Source organism: Paenibacillus sp. YSY-4.3, from assembly GCF_054767475.1.
The window spans coordinates 702384-720077 of record NZ_BAABMC010000002.1 but is presented as its reverse complement, the minus strand read 5'-3'; the positions used below and the strand labels follow the sequence as shown (position 1 = coordinate 720077).

The following is a 17694-nucleotide window of genomic DNA, read 5'->3' as shown; positions in this document are numbered from 1 at the left end:
AGGATCGTAAGTTTATAAAACCATCGCGACAAACGTTCCAGGCGTCCGCTCCTTGTGTTAGCCTGAATGTATCTATGGGATGAATTGCAAATCATTAGGAGGTAAAATTGATGCCTGAGACAAGTCATATACTCGAGTGGACGCTGATAACTGAGTGTCCGATCCCCCCGGATGTGAACAGCTTGCTCGTTCCAGGGGAAGTAGCTGTTGCCGCCTACAAAACCTTTCGGGACAGCGCCATTTTCACCAACAAACGATTAATTGTCCGAGATGCGCAGGGATTTACGGGCAAGAAAGTCGAGATTTACTCGCTACCCTATTCTTCGATTGATATGTGGTCTACGGAGAATTCCGGTGGATTTCTCGATATGAACGCCGAGGTGGAACTGTGGACGCGCGCGGGCCATATTAAGGTGAAGCTGCAAAAAGGCGTCGATATCCGCAGATTCGACATGCTGATTGCTAATGCACTATTAACCAAGTGATTTGTACGAGGGTCTTATTCCTTTGCTTTTTGAATGTTTCAGGCCTAAAGTCAGGGAAATTTATAGAGCTAGGATAAAAGGCACTTTTTATAGTGTCTTTTTTTGTTCCTGCATAGGCATACCGGTTTATTCCTTAAAAGTAGGTATTTTGGTAAAATATCAGACACTAATATTTTCCTGAAATGAGGTTGGACAAGCTTGAATAAGGTGGATCCTGGCCGAGTCGGGGGCTTGGCACGCGATCTGGAGCGTTTAGAGCGCACGATGGAGAATGGAATAACGGGAATGTCCCGGGAAATAAGCCGACTTATTAGCGATGTGGAAGCAGCTTATTCCGATTCATCCGAGCATCATGTGCGATCTGCGGCGCGCGAGGCCAGCGGTTTGCTGCGGGAAATCGGAAAGCTGGCCGAGCGTATCGATGAGCAGATGAGGAAGAAAGCTCAGGCTCTACGTTATGCGGAAAATGAATACATAAAGGCAGAGAAGGAATCGGCCAGGGCGACCAGCGTGAAGAAATCGACGACGTTTACGCTCAAGGGGACGATCCAGAGCTGGTTTCAGCGATTTTTGGAAAAGGGGAGGCAGAATGTCGCTGATCCAGGCGCGGTTTCGTCTGCGGAGTCGCGGCCATCGCTGGTGCAATGGATCAAGGGAAACTTGCTAGAGCTTCAGGACGCCTCTTTGGTACAACGTTTAGACCCTGTGAAGGAGGACGAACGCATCGCCTCTCTTCTGCAAATTTTGGACACCGGGACGGCGAAGGATCAGGCGTGGGCGCGTGAAGAGCTCGTGGCAATCGCTTCAAGCTTTAAGGAAATCGCCCGCAACCAAGCGGCCTATAAAATATATGCCATTTACAATAATGAGCTGTATATGGGATACGCACATCGGTCCGCTCAGCAGCAAAGAGAACGGCTGGCGAAGCTAGGTGTCGCAGATGAATGGTATAAGTCCGGAGTCAGTTTGGCCGTGTTCTATAAAGGCTCTCCACTGGACGCCTGTGAATATAATCCATTGAAGCAGAATCTGTCCGCGATGCCCAAAGAGAGCGAGCTGCGTCTGATGATTGCAGCCGGCATGATCAATCCCTTCTACCGGGAGTGGGTGAGACTCAACTACGATTCCATTGCGGCGGCGGTGCGTCAAGCGGCGGAACGGCGCAGGGAAATGCAGGCGCTGCTGGATGAGTACAACCAGGCGATTCCAGCGGAGGATATCCGCAACATGCAGCAATATTTGAAGGACATGAACATCTACCAAGGCGAGATTACGGGCGAATATAATCAGGAATTCCTGATCGCCGTAGCTGGCTACCAGCATATCGCGAACACAGTGAGCTCTATGGCGTCGGTTAGGCGCGATTGGTTCGGATGGGGGATGTTCGAGGTAGATGGGAAGATCACGAAGAACCTACTGGATTTGGCCCGCTCAGAAAGAGGCTCGGGAATTCGCAATGATCCGAACCTGAAAACCGGCGGATTGACCGCTGCCGTAACGATCGTAGGCGTTGGAGACGGCATCGTCAGTCAACTGTTTGAAGACGTGAAGGACTTAGCTGAATTCGCCATCAATTCCAATCCGGCAAACCTGGGATTCTGGACAGATACGGTGCCGGGATATTACGCTATAGGGGAAGCGATTGCAACCGGCGAACTGACGATTGACGATATGAGAAAATTGCTCGGCGACGCAGTGGCAGAGGAATTCGTTGTTCCTTTCCAGGATATCATCGAGCTGCAGCCTAAGGTTCTTTCTGGAAAAGCGACCTATGAAGAGAGCGTAAAATACGGACGAGCTGTAACGAAGGCATTCTTCGCCTTGACGATAGTAGAAGGCGCCGCCAGAGCGGGAGCCAAATTCTCCGGCAAGACCGTAAAGGAACTTGTGAAGACCGTGAAGGAAGCGGCGCAAACGCGGCCGCAAGTATCGCTTGCTACCCCCAATGGCCCTCCAATCCCTGTTCGGGATTTGGACATGCCGAAGACGGAACCGCAGTTCTCCAAATCCAAGCCTGATTCGGGATCGAATGGTGGGAAGATGGATTCTGTTGAGGGGAAGGGGAATGCTCTTGATTCTGTGCCATCAGTAAGAAACGGAGAGTTTAATAAGTGGTTCAATTCCTTGACTCCCGATGAATTTGATAAAGTATGGGCAGATCCTAAACTAAGGGATTCTATAAAAGACCGACTTAGACATCCTGGAGGATTGCATGAGTGGCATTTGGTATCAAGAGCTGATGTTTTCAAAAGATGGGGAGTAACGAGCGAACAAATCGCTGAAATGAGAACGCTTATAAGCGAGACCAAGTTCGTGAATCCCACTGGTAAGCATGGTGGGAAAGGCTCAACAAAAGCACATAATGAATTGTTAGAAATTATTGATTCGTCTACTGATTATGATATGTTTAAAAGAAGATTACAAAACTGGGCTAATTATAGATTTGAGGGTGGAGTAGATGCTCTACCTGATGGACTAAAACCTTAGAGGGAGGCTTAACATGGAACAGGAAAGACTTGTATCTTTGTGGGTGGGTAATGTTCAATCTTCCGAGGAACTAGACAGACTACTTGCTGTTTCTTATTCGGATGAAGGGGATTTTATTCCATCCATATTTGCTAAGCACTTTGAGATTGATAGATATGATGATGCAGTAAGAGAAGCTGAATATTATGATGAAGCAAGTAGTGTCCTAAACCAATTACTTGAAGGATTCTCATATGATGATGAAATAATTCCAAGATTTACTAACCTAGTGCAAGAAGGTCTGACGGATGGTTTTAATGCAGTAGTTTTACTATATAATTTTAAGTATACTGGAGAAATTTTTGAAGCAAACGTCCAATCCAATTATTTTAGATTCTTAGGTGCGGTAGAATATCAATGATTACCCAGTGCTGAATAAACCCGTTATTCTATCAATGACACATATAACCAACGTAATATCCATATGAAGATTTCGTCATTTCGCTTGTACGCACACCAATGCTTGAATTTTATAACCTAAATAGCGTTAGAGTTATTCCGGTACATTGAACAGGTCGATTATGGTAAGATACCACCATGATTGACCTGTTCTTGTTAAAGCAAACAATGAGTGCCTATGACAATCTAGTATAAGTCCACTTGCTCAGCTAAGTTATTCAAATGTGACGATAAAACTTCCGGTTGTGATAAGAATGGGGAGTGGTCTGTATCCATAGTAATAATGGACCTGCAAGGTGTTCGAGTGTACATTTTTCTTTGACATCTTGTGGAGAGAGCATTGTCCTTGAGTGTTTCAATATACACGCGGGGGATCCTTCCGAAATTATCTTCCGTTGTCCGAACAGGTGTGGCAAAAGGCAGCAGTGGTTGTAAACAAAGTTTTTGTATTGCCTCAAAAGCATCATTTTCAGAGCACTCCCCAAAAAAAGCGTCTTTTACAAATTGCTCATTGAGCTTTAAATAAGTGTTATCCTCGCCTTTTATGATGGGAAGAGGCGATTCTTTATTGTCTTTTTCGAGGATTTGAAGTAATGTTTGTCCATTTTCCGGCAGAAAGGCACATACATAAACGAGCAATTGAATTTTTTCAGGACGATATTCAGCGGTTTGTGTTACCACAAGTCCCCCCATGCTGTGCCCCACCAAAATAACTGGTTCAGATTCATTGTCCAAAACACTGCATAGATGATCCGTATAGTCTTGCAAAGTAACTTTAGAAGTTGCAGCTATATCCATTCCATGTCCGGGTAAGTCTATGGTAAGGACCCGATGTCCAGCCTCTCGCAACAATGGGACTATTTTATCCCAACACCATCCCCCGTGCCATGCTCCATGTACTAAAACAAAAGTGCTCATTTTTTCACTCCTTTTTATTTGCCCCAACGTTCCCCAAACACTTATATATAATACTTTTATATTAATTTATGCAATACAATAGAACTTCATAAGCAATGCTGCGCGGGACGCCCGTTCTAACGGACAGGAGATCCGCTATTTGCCGTTTTTTCGCGAAATTGGCAAGCTAACGGACACAGAAGGCGCTATTTAGTGAAAATGACCATGGAACCCATCGATTTTACACTAATAAGGTCCGCTGTGTCCGTTTGTTCTAGAAAAAGCAGCATTTTTGTGAAATAGCGGAACCAGGGTCCTTAAGAGATCAGGCAGATATTAGAAGAGATAGATAATCAACTTGAAAAGGGCATAGGTGGGATTTTAATTTCCATATTCATTCTTTTGTTGTAAATTTCATTTCCGGAAAACTAATTTAGCCGCTCGACATCAAGCTTAAGAAAAAATACCGTCCAACAGGCAGCTGCTGCAGCCGCTGGGCGGTATTTTTGTGATAAAACGGGGGGAGGATCGTAAGTTTATAGAATCATCCCGCGGAAGCGTTCCGGGCATCCGCCCCTTGTGTTAATCTGGATGTATCGACTGGATTAGAGGCAAGTCATATACTCGAGTGGACACTTATAACTGAGTGTCCGATTCCCCAGGTGAACAACTTGCTCTTTCCAGGGGAAGTAGCCGTTGCCGCCTACAGAACCTTACGGGACAGCGCCATTTACACCAACAAACGATTAATTGTCGGAGATGCGCAGGGGTTTCACGGGGAAGAAAGTCGAGATTTACTCGTTGCCTATTCCTCGATTGATATGAGGTCTACGGAGAATTCTGGCGGATTTCTGGATATGAACGCAGAGGTGGAATTGTGAGACGCGTGCGGGCCATAATAAGGGTAAGATGCAGAAAGGCGTCGCTATCCGTAGATTCGCTATGCTCATCGCGGCGCTTTTGACAAAGTGAGTTATACTATTGTTTCGCTCGGAACCGGAGTTACAAATTCACACTGAAAATATAGAGTGATACGACAAAAAATAGAATACATGAAATTATTGATAAAATCAGGCGACGATCCTGACTTTCTCCTCTCTTCACTTCAATGATGTACATAAACATAGCGATGCCGGATGTGAGGGTTAAAAATCCTAAAAATAATGATTTTCGAGTACTGAACACGATACATATAAAAAAGACAAATATTAATACCGTAAAAAAATACCTTAACAATTTAAAAGGTTTTCTGTTCAAATAATCACCTCATAAATAACTATATTTACTAATATTATAAATTAATATGTATTATTGGCCAGAAGTAATAACTTCAAAGCCAATATTTTAATTTTAATAATTATGGGTATACGTAGTGACCTTTCATATTAACTAATAAAGTCTGGGCGTTTTTCATAGCAGCATGACCAGCGGTACTTGCTTCGTATACTACATAAGCAGCAGCAGTGGTTCCAATTGCTCCTATAATCCATGCTGGAGTCAATACAGTTGCACCAGCAGCAATTAATCCTGCCATTCCTGTATTAATTTGTGATCTAGCGTTTGCAACTTGAGTAGCGTAAATTTTAAAATCAGACACATTAGCGCCAGTATACGAGTGTTTAAATATATATGTTTTATCACTTGGAGGATCTAGGAAGAAATTAGTGTATGAAGATAAATACGTCTGCAAATAAAACATAGTAGGATCGTTGGTACCTGCGTTAGTGTAATAAGTTAGAGATGAATGTCCACCACTTTCTATAGGATAGGAACTGGCATAGGGGGTAAAATCCGATTTGTATGGAGTTACAAGTGGTTTATTAGGTAGAGTTATTTTAGTATTCAAAAATTCATCCGTAAGTCTTTCACCATTTATATAGTAATCTCCGGAAGATTCAATTAGTATTTCTGTTGTTCTTATTTCATCTCTATAAAATTTTTTTAAGTTTTGTGTATCTTTAGTGAATTTATATTTTATATCTTCAGTAATTGTTTTTAGTGTTCCTTCATCAACAATATTCTCCTTAATAAGAGTATCAATAATTTTAGTGCCTACAACCTCATTCTTTTCATTTACTACAGGTTTCTCAATATGATAAGGAATAACTTTTTCTGTAGGATTAATGTTATCTGCAAAAGTGGAAGCTGAGAAACAAGAAAAAACCACTAGTGAAAGAAATAAACTAAAAACCTTTTTGAATTTTGTCACAATAATCCTCCTTTTATTTTTTTACTTTACTGCTTTAGCACTTTAAGTCTTTCACCACCTTCTCTAGTCCTTCAATTTAAATCACAACTATATTATACCTTATATTATATTTTTTTCCATAAGATATTAAATATTACATCTAATTCCAATTCGTTCGCTAACTTTGTCACTTAATTACTAGACTTCGAAGCCTAAAGCTGTAAAGCAAAGGATAGGAAAAAGAACGCCCCAAAAAGGATTAATCCATTGGGGCTTGCTCCAAAAAAATACCGTCCAACAGGCAGCTGCTGCGGCCGTCGGGCGGTATTTTTGCATGTCCATCTATTTTCACCAATTCATCTATTGCCTCATATATCTCCAGATCATGGTCATAATATCCTTAGCCTGGTCGTAACCGTCAGAACCCCTAAAGGCCTCGACATACGGCTTCAGGAGGGCGTTAACGACCGATTCACGCAGAGGTAACTGGTCGATTTCATAGCGCAGTGCTGCCGACAGATCGGCTTGCGACTTCGTGAATCTTAGCTGGCATGCGAAATCGTCCAGTGCCTGTAGTATCTCCTCCTGTTTGACCTCTTCCTGCATCAGCTGGCCTTTCATGACATGCAGCTTCTCGTCGTCAATGACAGAGGTGTTCTTCTCGACCAGGCATTCAATAATATAGCTCATATAGTGCAGCAATACTGTGCTGGCGACGTGCTTGGGGTCCGGGGTTTGGTTGATATTTTTGGCCGTAAACTGGAGGTGCTGCTGAATCCCCATGAAAATCACGGCGGCCTCAAAGGCGTATTGGCGTAATTTCTCGCCGTACACGTCAACCAGGCGTTCCGCGAGCCAACCGATTTCAATGATGCGATGGTACATGACATATTGCTTCATTTCTTTATCTCGGGAATGCAAAATTTCCTCGAACAAGGCGGATAAGCCATATTTCTGGCTAGTCTCTGAAATCATCGCGATTTGCTCGATTAGGATATGGATGTCGCTGGGGTCCTTGCCGATCTGCAGCTCGCTTCTTTTCATGCGCGCTTCGTAACGAAGCTTCTCTAATACGGCGCTGACGCAGTCATTCTTAGAAGTGAAGTAATTGTAGAACGTTCCTTTGGAAATTCCAGCTCGTTCAATAATATCTTGAATAGAGGTTTGCATGATTCCCTTTTCGATAAACAGGGCAAAAGCATGGTCCACCACTTGCATTTTACGTCGATTCATGAGTTCCTCCGTACAACTTGATACCAACAAGTATATCCACGATACCTAGAAAATACAATGTGAATTATACCCTGAGTATAAAAACTTGATTTTATTGAACCGATGATATAAAATCATCAAGTAACTTTAAATTTTAAATAGAGATAGGAGAAACTTCAGAATGAGCGATACTGTTAAACAGTTAGAAAAACCGCCCTATTTAATGATAGGCTTGTTATTCTTTGCAACCTTCGTTGCATTTCTTAATAACTCATTGCTTAATGTCGCTTTGCCGACGATTATGCATGATTTCAGCATCGATTACTCCGCAGTCCAATGGCTGTCCACCGGCTATATGCTGGTCAGCGGGATTTTGATTCCCGTATCGGCCTTTTTGCTGATGAAATTCACAAACCGCACTTTGTTTATTACGGCCTTATCCATTTTTACCGTAGGAACCTTGATCGCTGCGATTGCTCCGAACTTTGGCTGGCTGATCGCTGGACGGATGACCCAGGCTGCTGGATCCTCCGTAATGTCGCCGTTGTTGATGAACATCATGCTCATCAGCTTCCCGCGCGAGAAGCGCGGCGCAGCTATGGGGGTATTCGGTCTGGTTATGATCGTGGCTCCGGCCATCGGACCGACGCTTTCCGGTTATATCGTGGAATATTACAACTGGCGCCTGCTTTTTGAAATGATTATTCCATTTGCGGTTATCGCATTGCTTCTGGCTATCTGGAAGTTCCGCAGCGTGATGCCGACGAAGGATACCAAGCTGGATTACTTGTCTGTTGTGCTCAGCACGATCGGATTCGGCGGATTGTTGTACGGCTTCAGTGACGCAAGCAGCGCCGGCTGGGGCGACCCTCTCGTCATAACTTGTATCGTTGCCGGTGTTATTGGAGTCGCGCTGTTCGTCATTCGCCAGCTGCGCCTAGAAATTCCGCTATTGAACCTAGGCATTTATAAATTTCCGATGTATTCGATGGCTGCCGTTATTTCGGCCGTCAATGCGGCGGCGTTGTTCTCGGGTATGATCCTGACGCCGGCCTACGTGCAAAATGTTCGCGGCATTACGCCGCTGGATTCCGGCCTAATGATGCTTCCGGGTGCTATCGTCATGGGGATCATGTCCCCGATCACAGGGAAGCTCTTCGATAAATTTGGACCGCGTGTACTCGGTTTTATCGGTCTGACGATTACCGCTATCGCTACATTTATGATGTCTAAATTCGATCTGGAAACAACTTATACTCATATCATCATGCTCTACTCCCTGCGTATGTTCGGGATCTCCATGGTCATGATGCCGATTATGACCAACGGCTTGAACCAGCTGCCTACACGCCTGAATCCGCACGGTACGGCGGCGAACAACACGGTTCAGCAAGTTGCCGGCGCGATTGGCACCGCGATCTTCGTATCGATCATGAACTCGAAAACGAAGTCGAGTGCGGCCAGCCAAATTGCTGCCATGGATCCAACTACGATTACGGATCAAGTGAAAGCCCACATCGGCCAAACAGCCCTGCTTGAGGGGATTCAGTATTCCTTCCTGATTGCGGCTGCAACGACCGTGGTTGCGTTGGTGCTTACACTATTCGTGAAGCGCGTAGACGTGAGCAAGGCAGCCCTGGCGAAGCTTGAAAGCGAACCAGTGCCTGGTACTACGAAATAACTGAGATAAGTGAAGTAACTGAAATAACATGGGTTTATCCAATAAAAAACTCGAAGCCCCAGTCTTAGGACCGGGGCTTCGAGTTTTTTTATTTATTTATACTCATTCGTATATTTCGGAGATACCAGCTTTACACCCGTTGCTTGCTTAAACTCTTGGACGCGGGCATTCTTAGCTGCTTCGATGCTGCCCAGCCCCAGCTTGTCCATCGTAGCCATAGCTTCGTAGTATAGAGATTCGAACTCTTTGGCGTTCTTGGCCAAAATCATCTTCGGAACGATTTGCGCCCAGAAGACGGTGATCTTGGCTTCGGCGTTCGCTTCTTTGGAGCCCGGGTCATAAGCGTCGAAGAGGTTGCCTGAATCCAGGACATCGTTGCTGTACATGTACTTGGCCGAGCCATAGAATAAGCCGTCCATATATTGTGTCTGCTCTGTCTCTTCGGCTTCCCGGACATGCTTAAGCCATACCTCGTTCGTTAACCACCAGATCGACTCGAAGCCCCACTTCTTCGTAGCGGCGTTCCAATCCGCGTTAAACTCTTGATCGATTTCTGGATTGCGCTTGTACTTGCCATCGGCGGTAATTGTAAACGTCTCGCCTTCTTTGCCAAAGAAGCTGGCTGCATGGCCTTGCTCGCTGTACAGATACTCCAGGAATTGAATTGCCCGGTCTGCGTGCTTGGATTTCTTGTTCACGAAGGTTAGCGTCCAGCCCTTGTTCAGAGATCTGCCGTATTGAGGCAGTGTACCCTTGTTGGATTTGATTGCATCGATTGTAATGTATTTCGCATTCGGATCCGCGAGGTACAGCTGGCTGACGGGCGTCGTATAGTCGGCGTAGCTTCCGATCTTCATGAAGACGGCGCCCTGCGTCATTTTCTCTTCAATTTGATTGCGTGCACTAGTGAAGTTCTCCAGGGACAGCAGTCCTTCGGAATATAATCGATTGGCGAACTCCAGCACATGCTTGAATTCCTCCGTTCGGCGGAAGTCAACGTATGAGCCGTCCTCCGCTTCAGGCACCGCACCGAAGGAACCGGCCAGCACGCCGAGGGAATCATTGATATATTTATCCTTGTCATCAAAATACAGCGGCAGCACGGTCATGCCATTATATTGAATATTCGCTTCCTTCACTTTTTTCAGAGCCGCGATAAAAGAATCCTCCTGCTGCAAATCCTCTACCGTAATTCCTAATTGATCCATGATATCTTTTCTCACGATAATCTGGCCATTGGAGCGTTCGTTATAAAATTTCTTGACGTCGGGATACTGCTCCAGCATTTCCGGTGACACGTAGAAGTTCGGAATCGCGTAGAGATTCCCGTCCGCCTGCGTATACCAATCGACCATCGTCTCCGGCAGAATCGTAGCCAAGTAAGGATCGTACTTCTCCATTAATTCATTCAGTGGAGCTACCATCCCGCTGCTCATCAGCGTCTGGATGAGCGAAGTGCTGTTCCAGCGATCCAGCGTAATGATGTCCGGCAGATTGCTGGTTGCCATCATGACGTTGAATTCCGCGTTCACATCGTTGCCTGCATGGAGGAAGTCCACGCTGACCCCGGTTTCTTCGGTGATGAGCTTATCCACGTAGTTATTTTTGGCGTCCCACTTCTTGGAATACCCTGCCACCCCGGTGTACCAGGACAGGGACACGGGCGAGTTGTTCGATTTCCAGCCAGGCTCGCTGGCAGACTGGGAGGCTGCTGCTTCCTGAGAAGAAGCAGGTTCAGCCGGCGTGCTGCTGCCCGCGCCCTGTTGGCTGGAGCAGCCGGTGATCATAACCGTTAGAGCCAGCGCAATCGCCAATAATCGCAGTGATGCTTTGTTCATCGTATTTCCCCCTATGTGTAAAATAGTAAACCTTATATCATCAATCCTCAAATGCCGCCTAACCTTTGACAGAACCAATGAGCATTCCTTTAATAAAGAATTTCTGTACGAAAGGATAGACCAGCACAATCGGCAGTGATGCAGCAACCATGGCGGCTAACTGCAGGGTGGTGGTGGTGACTGAACCCTGCGCTGCTCCGAGGGAGCCTGACATATTCGCCAGCAATAGGGCCGCCTCCGTGCTCTGAATCAATTTCAGGATGTACAACTGCACCGTCTGCAGGCTGTCGCCCTGGGTGAAGATCATGGCATCGTAGTAGGCATTCCAGTGTCCAACCGCCGTAAATAAAGAAATGGCAGCAATAACAGGCTTGGACAGCGAGAGAATAATGCGGAAGAATATCGTGTACTCGCCTGCACCGTCAATTTTGGCCGATTCGATCAATGCTTCGGGAAGCTCGGCAAAATAAGAACGGAACAGAATGACATTCCAGAAGCTGAACAGCGTCGGAATAATAAAGACCAGGAAGTGATTGTAGAGCCCCAGCGCATTAATCAGAATGAAGTAAGGGATCAAGCCGCCGCTCAAATACATGCTCATTAGCCCTAAAGTCGAATACAGCCTTTTAAATTTCAGATTCCTTCGCGAGAAGGCATAGGCGAATAAGGCGGTAAAAAGTACATGGGTGACGGTTCCGATTACCGTTCGGGATAAGGTGACAACGAAGGATTTCACTAATGCGGTATCGCTGAACAGCGCGCTATAGTTATCCCATGTGAACTGCCTTGTCCACAAATACACGCCGCCCTTGGCATAGTCGAGGCCTTCATTGAATGAGCCGATGACGGAATACCAGAAGGGATACAAGGTAAGTACGATTAAGCAAGCCATAATGAATACGTTAAAAATATTGAACAGCCGATTCGGCCATGAATGATCTCTAACCATAAGTCCCTCCCTAAAAAATCCCTTTCCCGGTTATTTTCTTAGCGATGAAATTAGCCAGGTACAGCAGGAATAACGCAATAACGGTCTTCATTAATCCGACAGCCGTCGCATACTCCATACGGAATTCCCGTAATCCAACCTTATATACGTAAGTGTCGATGACCTCACTGGCGTCAATGTTCAGCGGGTTTTGCAGGACGAAGAACTGGTCGAAGCCACTGTTCAGAATATTGCTGATCGAGAAGACGAGCAGGATGACAATCGTGCCTGTAATCGCCGGCAGCGTAATATGCCAAATGCGGCGAAACCGCGAGGCACCGTCCATATAGGCCGCTTCGTACATTTCCTGATCGATGCTGGCTATCGCCGCAAGATACAGAATGGCCCCCCAGCCCAATTCCTTGACTAAATTCGTAAGCACCGCCAGCATCCAGAAATAATCCTTCTCGGCGAGGAAATGAATCGGCTCGGAAATAATACCGAGGTTCACGAGCAGATAGTTCAATACGCCATTGCTTGGCGACAGGATATTGATGATTAATCCCCCGAAGATGCTCCAGGAAATAAAGTGCGGCAGATAAGTGATCGTCTGCGTCAGCTTCTTGAAGCGCGGGAAGGTGAGTTCATTCAGGAACAACGCAAACAGGATCGTGACCGGGAAGGTAATACAGAGGCCTAATAAATTGATCCCAAGGGTGTTGCGCAGCATGTTCCAAAAGTTGATGTCCGAAATGAATTCTTTGAAGTTCGCCAGCCCGACCCATTCCGATGAGACAATCCCCTGGATTCCAGTGACGATGTTGTAGTCCTTGAAGGCGATAATGACGCCGTATAGCGGAATGAACGTGAAGATTAGAATAAACAGGATACCCGGGATGATCATCGATTGCAGTGAAAGCTGGTCACGATTGCGGGAGGATCCTTTTTTTCGTGCCAAAGCCAGATTTGAATTCGCCGTTGAAGCCTCCGAGTCTGTCATCTCTCTATAAACCCCTCTCTCTTTTGCTGTATAACTAAATTGTAAGCGCATTATTTTGGAGGAGACAGGACTCAGGTTTGCGAAAAGGTATCATTATTCGTCATCCGAAAAGCATCTGTCGACGCGCAAAAGCCTTCACATTCGCCATAACGAACGTGAAGGCTGATTGAAGCATCGATTATTTCACGAGCTTCTGGTATTCTTTCGGGCTCATGCCGCAATAATTTTTGAACACGCGGGTGAAATTTTTTGGATTGCTGTACCCCAATGCGGAAGCGACATCGTAAATTTTGACATTGATGCCGTTCAGAGCTTGCTTGGCATAGTCCATCCGCTTCATCGTGACATAATCCTGAAAGTTCACCCCGGTGCTCTCTTTGAACAACTTGCTGAAATACGCATAGCTGACATTGCAGTGGTTGGCGATCACAGCCATATTAATCTCGCCGAGCAGCTGCTCATCGACGTACTTCTTGGCGATTTCCACCATATCGTAGCTGCGGATCAAGCTCTGGCGCGCCTCAATCGTCTGCAATATCCGGGATATGAGGTATAAGCGCAATTGCTCGCTCTGTTCAAAGGCAGAGAAATCCTGCTTCTGACGGGGAACCCAGCTGACGGCCTGCAGGATCGCATCATAATTGCTCTGAATACTGTCCAGGGTGCTTCTTCTTAACGATTCATCATTGAAGTATTTTTGAATATAGGGGAGCACCTGATCCTTTCGGCACATATCAATCATTTCGGCCAAAATCCTCAAATCCGCAGGCGAGATACGGTAGTCTTCCCTGGTCAGAATATCGTCGTGAAGCAGGATGGACCGCGGGCCTGCGGTCAGCTTGTAGCTCAGTACTTCTAGTGCACTGCGATATGCTTGTGCCAGCTCCGTCGCCGCTGATACTGTCTTGCCTACGGCAATGACGATGGGGAGCTCGGGATTGCTCCTAAGGAATTGCTCCAGAATTTCTTTGACGGCGGATAGGCCATCCGTCTGCCTCTCGTAGTTGATCCATATGACAAGGTCATTCTGTCTGTTGTAGAACGCATACAGCTTCATGGGAAACCGACCCGTATCGGGCTTGGTCAAGAGCGCATCCCAGTCGGCGCCAAGCGATTCCGCGTGGGAGGCGGAATGCATAGGGGAGAGAATCGCCGCCGCCGTATCCGGATAAGGCAGGCTGAAGCCCAATTCGGCGAATACGCGTTCCAGGGCATGCTCATCCTGCTCGGCGTATTGAATTCCCCAATTCATGCTTCTGCTGACTCTCTCCATTTGGGTTAACATCTTCTCTGATTCGCCTTTCTGGTACTGCTGCTCCTCCTGCCGCAGTTCGCGGACAATCTTATCCAACACCTCCAGCAGCTCTTCCGAATGGGCTGGCTTGAGCAAATAATCGCGCACGCCCAGCTTGAAGCTCTCCTTAACGAGATGAAAGTCATCATATCCGCTGACCACGATGATTCTATGCCCATGCTTTCCTTGCAACTGCTTGATCATTTCAATTCCGCCCAGCACCGGCATGTTCAGATCAGTGAGTATGATTTGCGGATTTTCCGCATGGATGATGGACAGCGCATCCGCGCCATCCTTTGCCATCAGGATTTGCCCAATATGCCGAACCTGCAGGTACGCGATAATGTCACACAACCCTTCGCGCACGATTTCTTCATCGTCGACAATAAGCAGTTTATACATAGCGGGATGCCTCTCATTCATAGGGTAATTTGATCTGTACTTGGGTATAATCGTTGTCTTTGCTTGCGATGGTGATATGGTAGGATTCTCCATAATACAAGCGCAGCCGGGAGTTGATATTATACAGCCCAATGGAGCGTTCGGGCCTAGACGGAGCGGCTTCATCATAATGAAGCGGAGTCTGAAAATGCTCGTTGAGCGCGTTCATCTTCTCTTCGCTCATCCCCGCGCCATTGTCGATGATATCCAACCGGACCTGCTGCTCTTGCACATAGCAGCGGATTTGAATCTGCAGCAACTCCCTTTGCACGGTTTTCCCGTATTTGATACTGTTCTCCACGATCGGCTGCAGCAGGAATTTGATCACCGGGTACGATTTCAGCTCCTCGGTAATTTCAACCTCGAGCTGGATCGACTGACTGCTGCTGCTTAGCGATTGGAGGCTGACGTATTTGCGGATCAGCTCGATTTCCTCTTTCAGCGTGGTGTGCAGCGTATTGCTGCTGAGATTGTACCGGAGTATTTTTCCGAAATCGGCCATCCGGTCTGCTGTACTGAACATGCGCTCCTTGATGAGCTTCATGCGGAAAATATCCAGCGTATTGTAGATGAAATGCGGATTGATTTGATATTGCAGCGCTTGGATTTGCGCTTCCTTTCTTAATCGCTCCTTCATGACGATGCGTTCGATCAAATGATTGTTCGTCTCAATAAGTCCATTGAAATCCTGCGCGAGCTGTCCCAGCTCATCCGGCTTGGTATCGGTAATTCGCAGATGAGGATTGCCGTTGATGACCTTCCTCATGATGGATACGATGCGATTCAGCCGCAGGAAAATCGTCTTGAACATGAAGTAGCAGGTCACGATGAGCAGCATCACGCTGAAAATGATGAGCAACAGCTGGTTCAGCATGCTTTTGCGAATCGACCGATTCAGCTGCTCCAGGGATACCTTGTATACGAAGGTCTGCTGTATGGCATCGAAGTTCCGGTACAAATAGAGATGCTGATCGTAAATGAAATAAGCTTTCGATTCAGTCAGCTGCTGCTGCAGGATCTCTGCTTCAGCGGCTTCATCGATATCGGCAGCAGCTTGCACAATATTGTGCTCGTGATAGAGGAATTGCGTTATATCCGAAAAGTAAGCACCTCCATTCGTGCTGAGCAGACGATCTTCGGCAACCATAACGGCAACCAGCCCTAACAATTCACGTGAAGGGGAATATAGCTTGGTAAGGAGCGTATACTTGCTGCGGTCGGAATTCAGGGAGCTTGGCGCTAGCTGGAGGTCATCCGGTCTGAGCCACATTTGCGCCTCATTCTCCTGCGCTATAAATGCTTGCAGCTTCGCATTGGAGGCCTGCCTCTTCAGATGCAAGAAGTAAGGCCAGGACTCTGGAATCTGATCATTCATCATATAGATGCGAATGGAATAGTCGTCGGTTTCCGTAAAGGCAGTCGCATATTTAATGATTGGAATCACACTGTCCAGGTATTGGCTGAGGAAATCCGCCTCATCTCCCAGGAAGGGGTCGTCTATGAACGTAATGATTTTGCTATTCTTGCTGACGATCTCGGTTAGGTCATACGCCATATCAATACGTTTTTGAGTTTCCTGGGAAGCTTGATCGAAGGCATGGGACATATTCGAAATGAAGCTGTCCTGAATATTTTGCGTCGATTTCTGACTATTCCAGATGAGAATCAGAGACAGCAGGATAAATGGAATGGTGTACACGATGACCATTTTGACCATGATGCTGTTTTTCTTGATTTTGAATAGCATAGCTGCACTCCTAAGGGAACAGAAATAGGGTTATTGCAATTAATGCCTATAGGCATATGCATTTCTGTAGTTTCTCGGTGTTATCCCGTATTTCTTCTTGAAAATGCGTATAAAATAGCTGGTTTCTATCCCCAGCCGATGAGAGATTTCCTGAATGGAATATTCCGGATTGCTCTCGAGCCAGGCCGCCGCCTGTTCCAAGCGGAGGCGCTGCAAATAGGCGTGGGGACCAGTACCGTAGGCTTCGCGAAAGATGCGCTGAAAGTGCTGGACAGAGTAGCCTACAGCATGGGCTATATTGGAAATGTGCAGATCTTCGTTATAATGCTGCTTCATGAATTGAACGGCCTGCTGCAGCGCATCCTGCGACGCTTTGGGCTGGTTGGGCAGGATAGGATTCTTATGGCTAATGGCATGCTCGGACAAGAGAAGCATAAATTCATATAATTGAACGGACAGCAGCCCTTGGATTCCCGGGGAGTCGGCAATACTCGCCTGCCAGATCGTCGTTATTTTATGGTTCAATACATCAAGGGCCGCCGGGTTCAGCGGAATGCTGGTCATGAAGGGGATGTCGAAGCCTTCGACGATATGCTCTACTGAAGTGCCGTGAACGCTGACGAACCCGAGAAGCCAGGTCTCACCGGGGCAGGGATAGTACTCGTGGGCAGTCTTGGCTGGCAGCAACAGGGCATGATTGGGAGCCAATACGAGTTCTTGATCATTGCAAAAGCGAAATGTACCATATCCGCCAAAGTTAACGAAGCATTGCAAGGTCGGATATCCCATCGGCCTGTATTGATAATTCTGTTCATGCAGCCCGCAGCTATAAAGCGCTAAAGGCAGCGGATAGGAGGATGGGTTCGGAAACAGTCGAAAAGGCATCAGCATAGCGTCTTCTCCAATTCATCTATGTTAGTCTACTATTTCTATTCTTAATCCTACTTAAGGAAAAGAACAATAGTTAAACAGAGGGATGTTCATTTTATACTATTTTCCGTCCGTTTTTGTCCTAACTTACCTTCGTCAAACTTTTTTAGAATGAAGATATCAAAGGG

At 46.4% G+C, this 17694-nt stretch carries 14 protein-coding genes; 5 read left to right on the top strand and 9 right to left on the bottom strand.

Annotated elements, in window-relative coordinates; genetic code table 11:
- Window positions 1–110 precede the first annotated feature (110 nt).
- The 3 genes from ACYUJT_RS09875 (at window position 111) to ACYUJT_RS09865 (ending at window position 3372) form a co-directional block, all read left to right on the top strand.
- Window positions 111–485: a PH domain-containing protein gene (locus tag ACYUJT_RS09875; protein ID WP_460321163.1), complete on the top strand. Its 375-nt coding sequence runs from the start codon at window positions 111–113 to the stop codon at window positions 483–485.
- A 198-nt stretch (window positions 486–683) separates the two neighbouring features.
- Window positions 684–2972 carry a hypothetical protein gene (locus tag ACYUJT_RS09870; RefSeq protein ID WP_460321161.1) on the top strand — a complete coding sequence of 763 codons (2289 nt, stop codon included), beginning with the start codon at window positions 684–686 and terminating at the stop codon, window positions 2970–2972.
- Window positions 2973–2985: 13 nt separating this feature from the next.
- The gene (locus ACYUJT_RS09865) at window positions 2986–3372 is read left to right on the top strand and encodes an immunity 22 family protein (RefSeq protein ID WP_460321159.1); all 387 of its coding nucleotides are present in this window, start codon (window positions 2986–2988) and stop codon (window positions 3370–3372) included.
- 224 nt (window positions 3373–3596) lie between these two features.
- Here the strand turns inward: ACYUJT_RS09865 and ACYUJT_RS09860 are convergent, their stop codons facing one another.
- Window positions 3597–4328, bottom strand: coding sequence for an alpha/beta fold hydrolase (locus ACYUJT_RS09860; protein ID WP_460321156.1), 732 nt, complete (start codon window positions 4326–4328; stop codon window positions 3597–3599).
- Window positions 4329–4978: 650 nt separating this feature from the next.
- On the opposite strand from ACYUJT_RS09860, the gene ACYUJT_RS09855 reads away from it, so the two are divergent.
- Entirely contained in the window at window positions 4979–5188 is a 210-nt protein-coding gene (locus tag ACYUJT_RS09855) for a PH domain-containing protein (RefSeq protein WP_460321153.1), read from the top strand.
- Window positions 5189–5664: 476 nt separating this feature from the next.
- Here ACYUJT_RS09855 and ACYUJT_RS09850 read toward each other — a convergent pair whose 3' ends face one another.
- Together ACYUJT_RS09850 and ACYUJT_RS09845 are read right to left on the bottom strand one after the other, a co-directional pair.
- Window positions 5665–6516, bottom strand: a complete 852-nt coding sequence (locus ACYUJT_RS09850) for a hypothetical protein (protein WP_460321151.1) — start codon at window positions 6514–6516, stop codon at window positions 5665–5667.
- Between the two features lie 339 nt (window positions 6517–6855).
- Window positions 6856–7728 (bottom strand): TetR/AcrR family transcriptional regulator, encoded by an 873-nt coding sequence (locus ACYUJT_RS09845; protein ID WP_460321149.1) that lies wholly within the window; start codon window positions 7726–7728, stop codon window positions 6856–6858.
- Between the two features lie 160 nt (window positions 7729–7888).
- Between ACYUJT_RS09845 and ACYUJT_RS09840 the strand changes: the two genes are divergently transcribed.
- On the top strand, window positions 7889–9388 hold the full coding sequence (locus tag ACYUJT_RS09840) for a DHA2 family efflux MFS transporter permease subunit (protein ID WP_460321146.1): 1500 nt from the start codon (window positions 7889–7891) through the stop codon (window positions 9386–9388).
- A 92-nt stretch (window positions 9389–9480) separates the two neighbouring features.
- Here the strand turns inward: ACYUJT_RS09840 and ACYUJT_RS09835 are convergent, their stop codons facing one another.
- The 6 genes from ACYUJT_RS09835 to ACYUJT_RS09810 all read right to left on the bottom strand — a co-directional run bounded on the left by ACYUJT_RS09835 (window position 9481) and on the right by ACYUJT_RS09810 (window position 17527).
- Window positions 9481–11226 (bottom strand): extracellular solute-binding protein, encoded by a 1746-nt coding sequence (locus ACYUJT_RS09835; protein ID WP_460321143.1) that lies wholly within the window; start codon window positions 11224–11226, stop codon window positions 9481–9483.
- A 58-nt stretch (window positions 11227–11284) separates the two neighbouring features.
- Window positions 11285–12175, bottom strand: a complete 891-nt coding sequence (locus ACYUJT_RS09830) for a carbohydrate ABC transporter permease (RefSeq protein WP_460321141.1) — start codon at window positions 12173–12175, stop codon at window positions 11285–11287.
- A gap of 10 nt (window positions 12176–12185) precedes the next feature.
- Complete coding sequence (locus tag ACYUJT_RS09825; protein ID WP_460321139.1) at window positions 12186–13154, bottom strand: ABC transporter permease; 969 nt, start codon at window positions 13152–13154, stop codon at window positions 12186–12188.
- Between the two features lie 178 nt (window positions 13155–13332).
- Window positions 13333–14850, bottom strand: coding sequence for a response regulator (locus ACYUJT_RS09820; RefSeq protein ID WP_460321137.1), 1518 nt, complete (start codon window positions 14848–14850; stop codon window positions 13333–13335).
- Window positions 14851–14863: 13 nt separating this feature from the next.
- Window positions 14864–16636: a sensor histidine kinase gene (locus ACYUJT_RS09815; protein ID WP_460321135.1), complete on the bottom strand. Its 1773-nt coding sequence runs from the start codon at window positions 16634–16636 to the stop codon at window positions 14864–14866.
- A 39-nt stretch (window positions 16637–16675) separates the two neighbouring features.
- Window positions 16676–17527 (bottom strand): helix-turn-helix transcriptional regulator, encoded by an 852-nt coding sequence (locus ACYUJT_RS09810; RefSeq protein ID WP_460321133.1) that lies wholly within the window; start codon window positions 17525–17527, stop codon window positions 16676–16678.
- Between the last annotated feature and the right edge of the window lie 167 nt (window positions 17528–17694).

Bases quoted from the DNA above. Each gene is read 5' to 3' on its own strand.
- ACYUJT_RS09820 (WP_460321137.1), bottom strand. From the start codon at position 14,850: ATGTATAAACTGCTTATTGTCGACGATGAAGAAATCGTGCGCGAAGGG.
- ACYUJT_RS09845 (WP_460321149.1), bottom strand. From the start codon at position 7,728: ATGAATCGACGTAAAATGCAAGTGGTGGACCATGCTTTTGCCCTGTTT.
- ACYUJT_RS09825 (WP_460321139.1), bottom strand. From the start codon at position 13,154: ATGACAGACTCGGAGGCTTCAACGGCGAATTCAAATCTGGCTTTGGCA.
- ACYUJT_RS09860 (WP_460321156.1), bottom strand. From the start codon at position 4,328: ATGAGCACTTTTGTTTTAGTACATGGAGCATGGCACGGGGGATGGTGT.
- ACYUJT_RS09840 (WP_460321146.1), top strand. From the start codon at position 7,889: ATGAGCGATACTGTTAAACAGTTAGAAAAACCGCCCTATTTAATGATA.
- ACYUJT_RS09830 (WP_460321141.1), bottom strand. From the start codon at position 12,175: ATGGTTAGAGATCATTCATGGCCGAATCGGCTGTTCAATATTTTTAAC.
- ACYUJT_RS09865 (WP_460321159.1), top strand. From the start codon at position 2,986: ATGGAACAGGAAAGACTTGTATCTTTGTGGGTGGGTAATGTTCAATCT.
- ACYUJT_RS09835 (WP_460321143.1), bottom strand. From the start codon at position 11,226: ATGAACAAAGCATCACTGCGATTATTGGCGATTGCGCTGGCTCTAACG.
- ACYUJT_RS09875 (WP_460321163.1), top strand. From the start codon at position 111: ATGCCTGAGACAAGTCATATACTCGAGTGGACGCTGATAACTGAGTGT.
- ACYUJT_RS09815 (WP_460321135.1), bottom strand. From the start codon at position 16,636: ATGCTATTCAAAATCAAGAAAAACAGCATCATGGTCAAAATGGTCATC.
- ACYUJT_RS09810 (WP_460321133.1), bottom strand. From the start codon at position 17,527: ATGCTGATGCCTTTTCGACTGTTTCCGAACCCATCCTCCTATCCGCTG.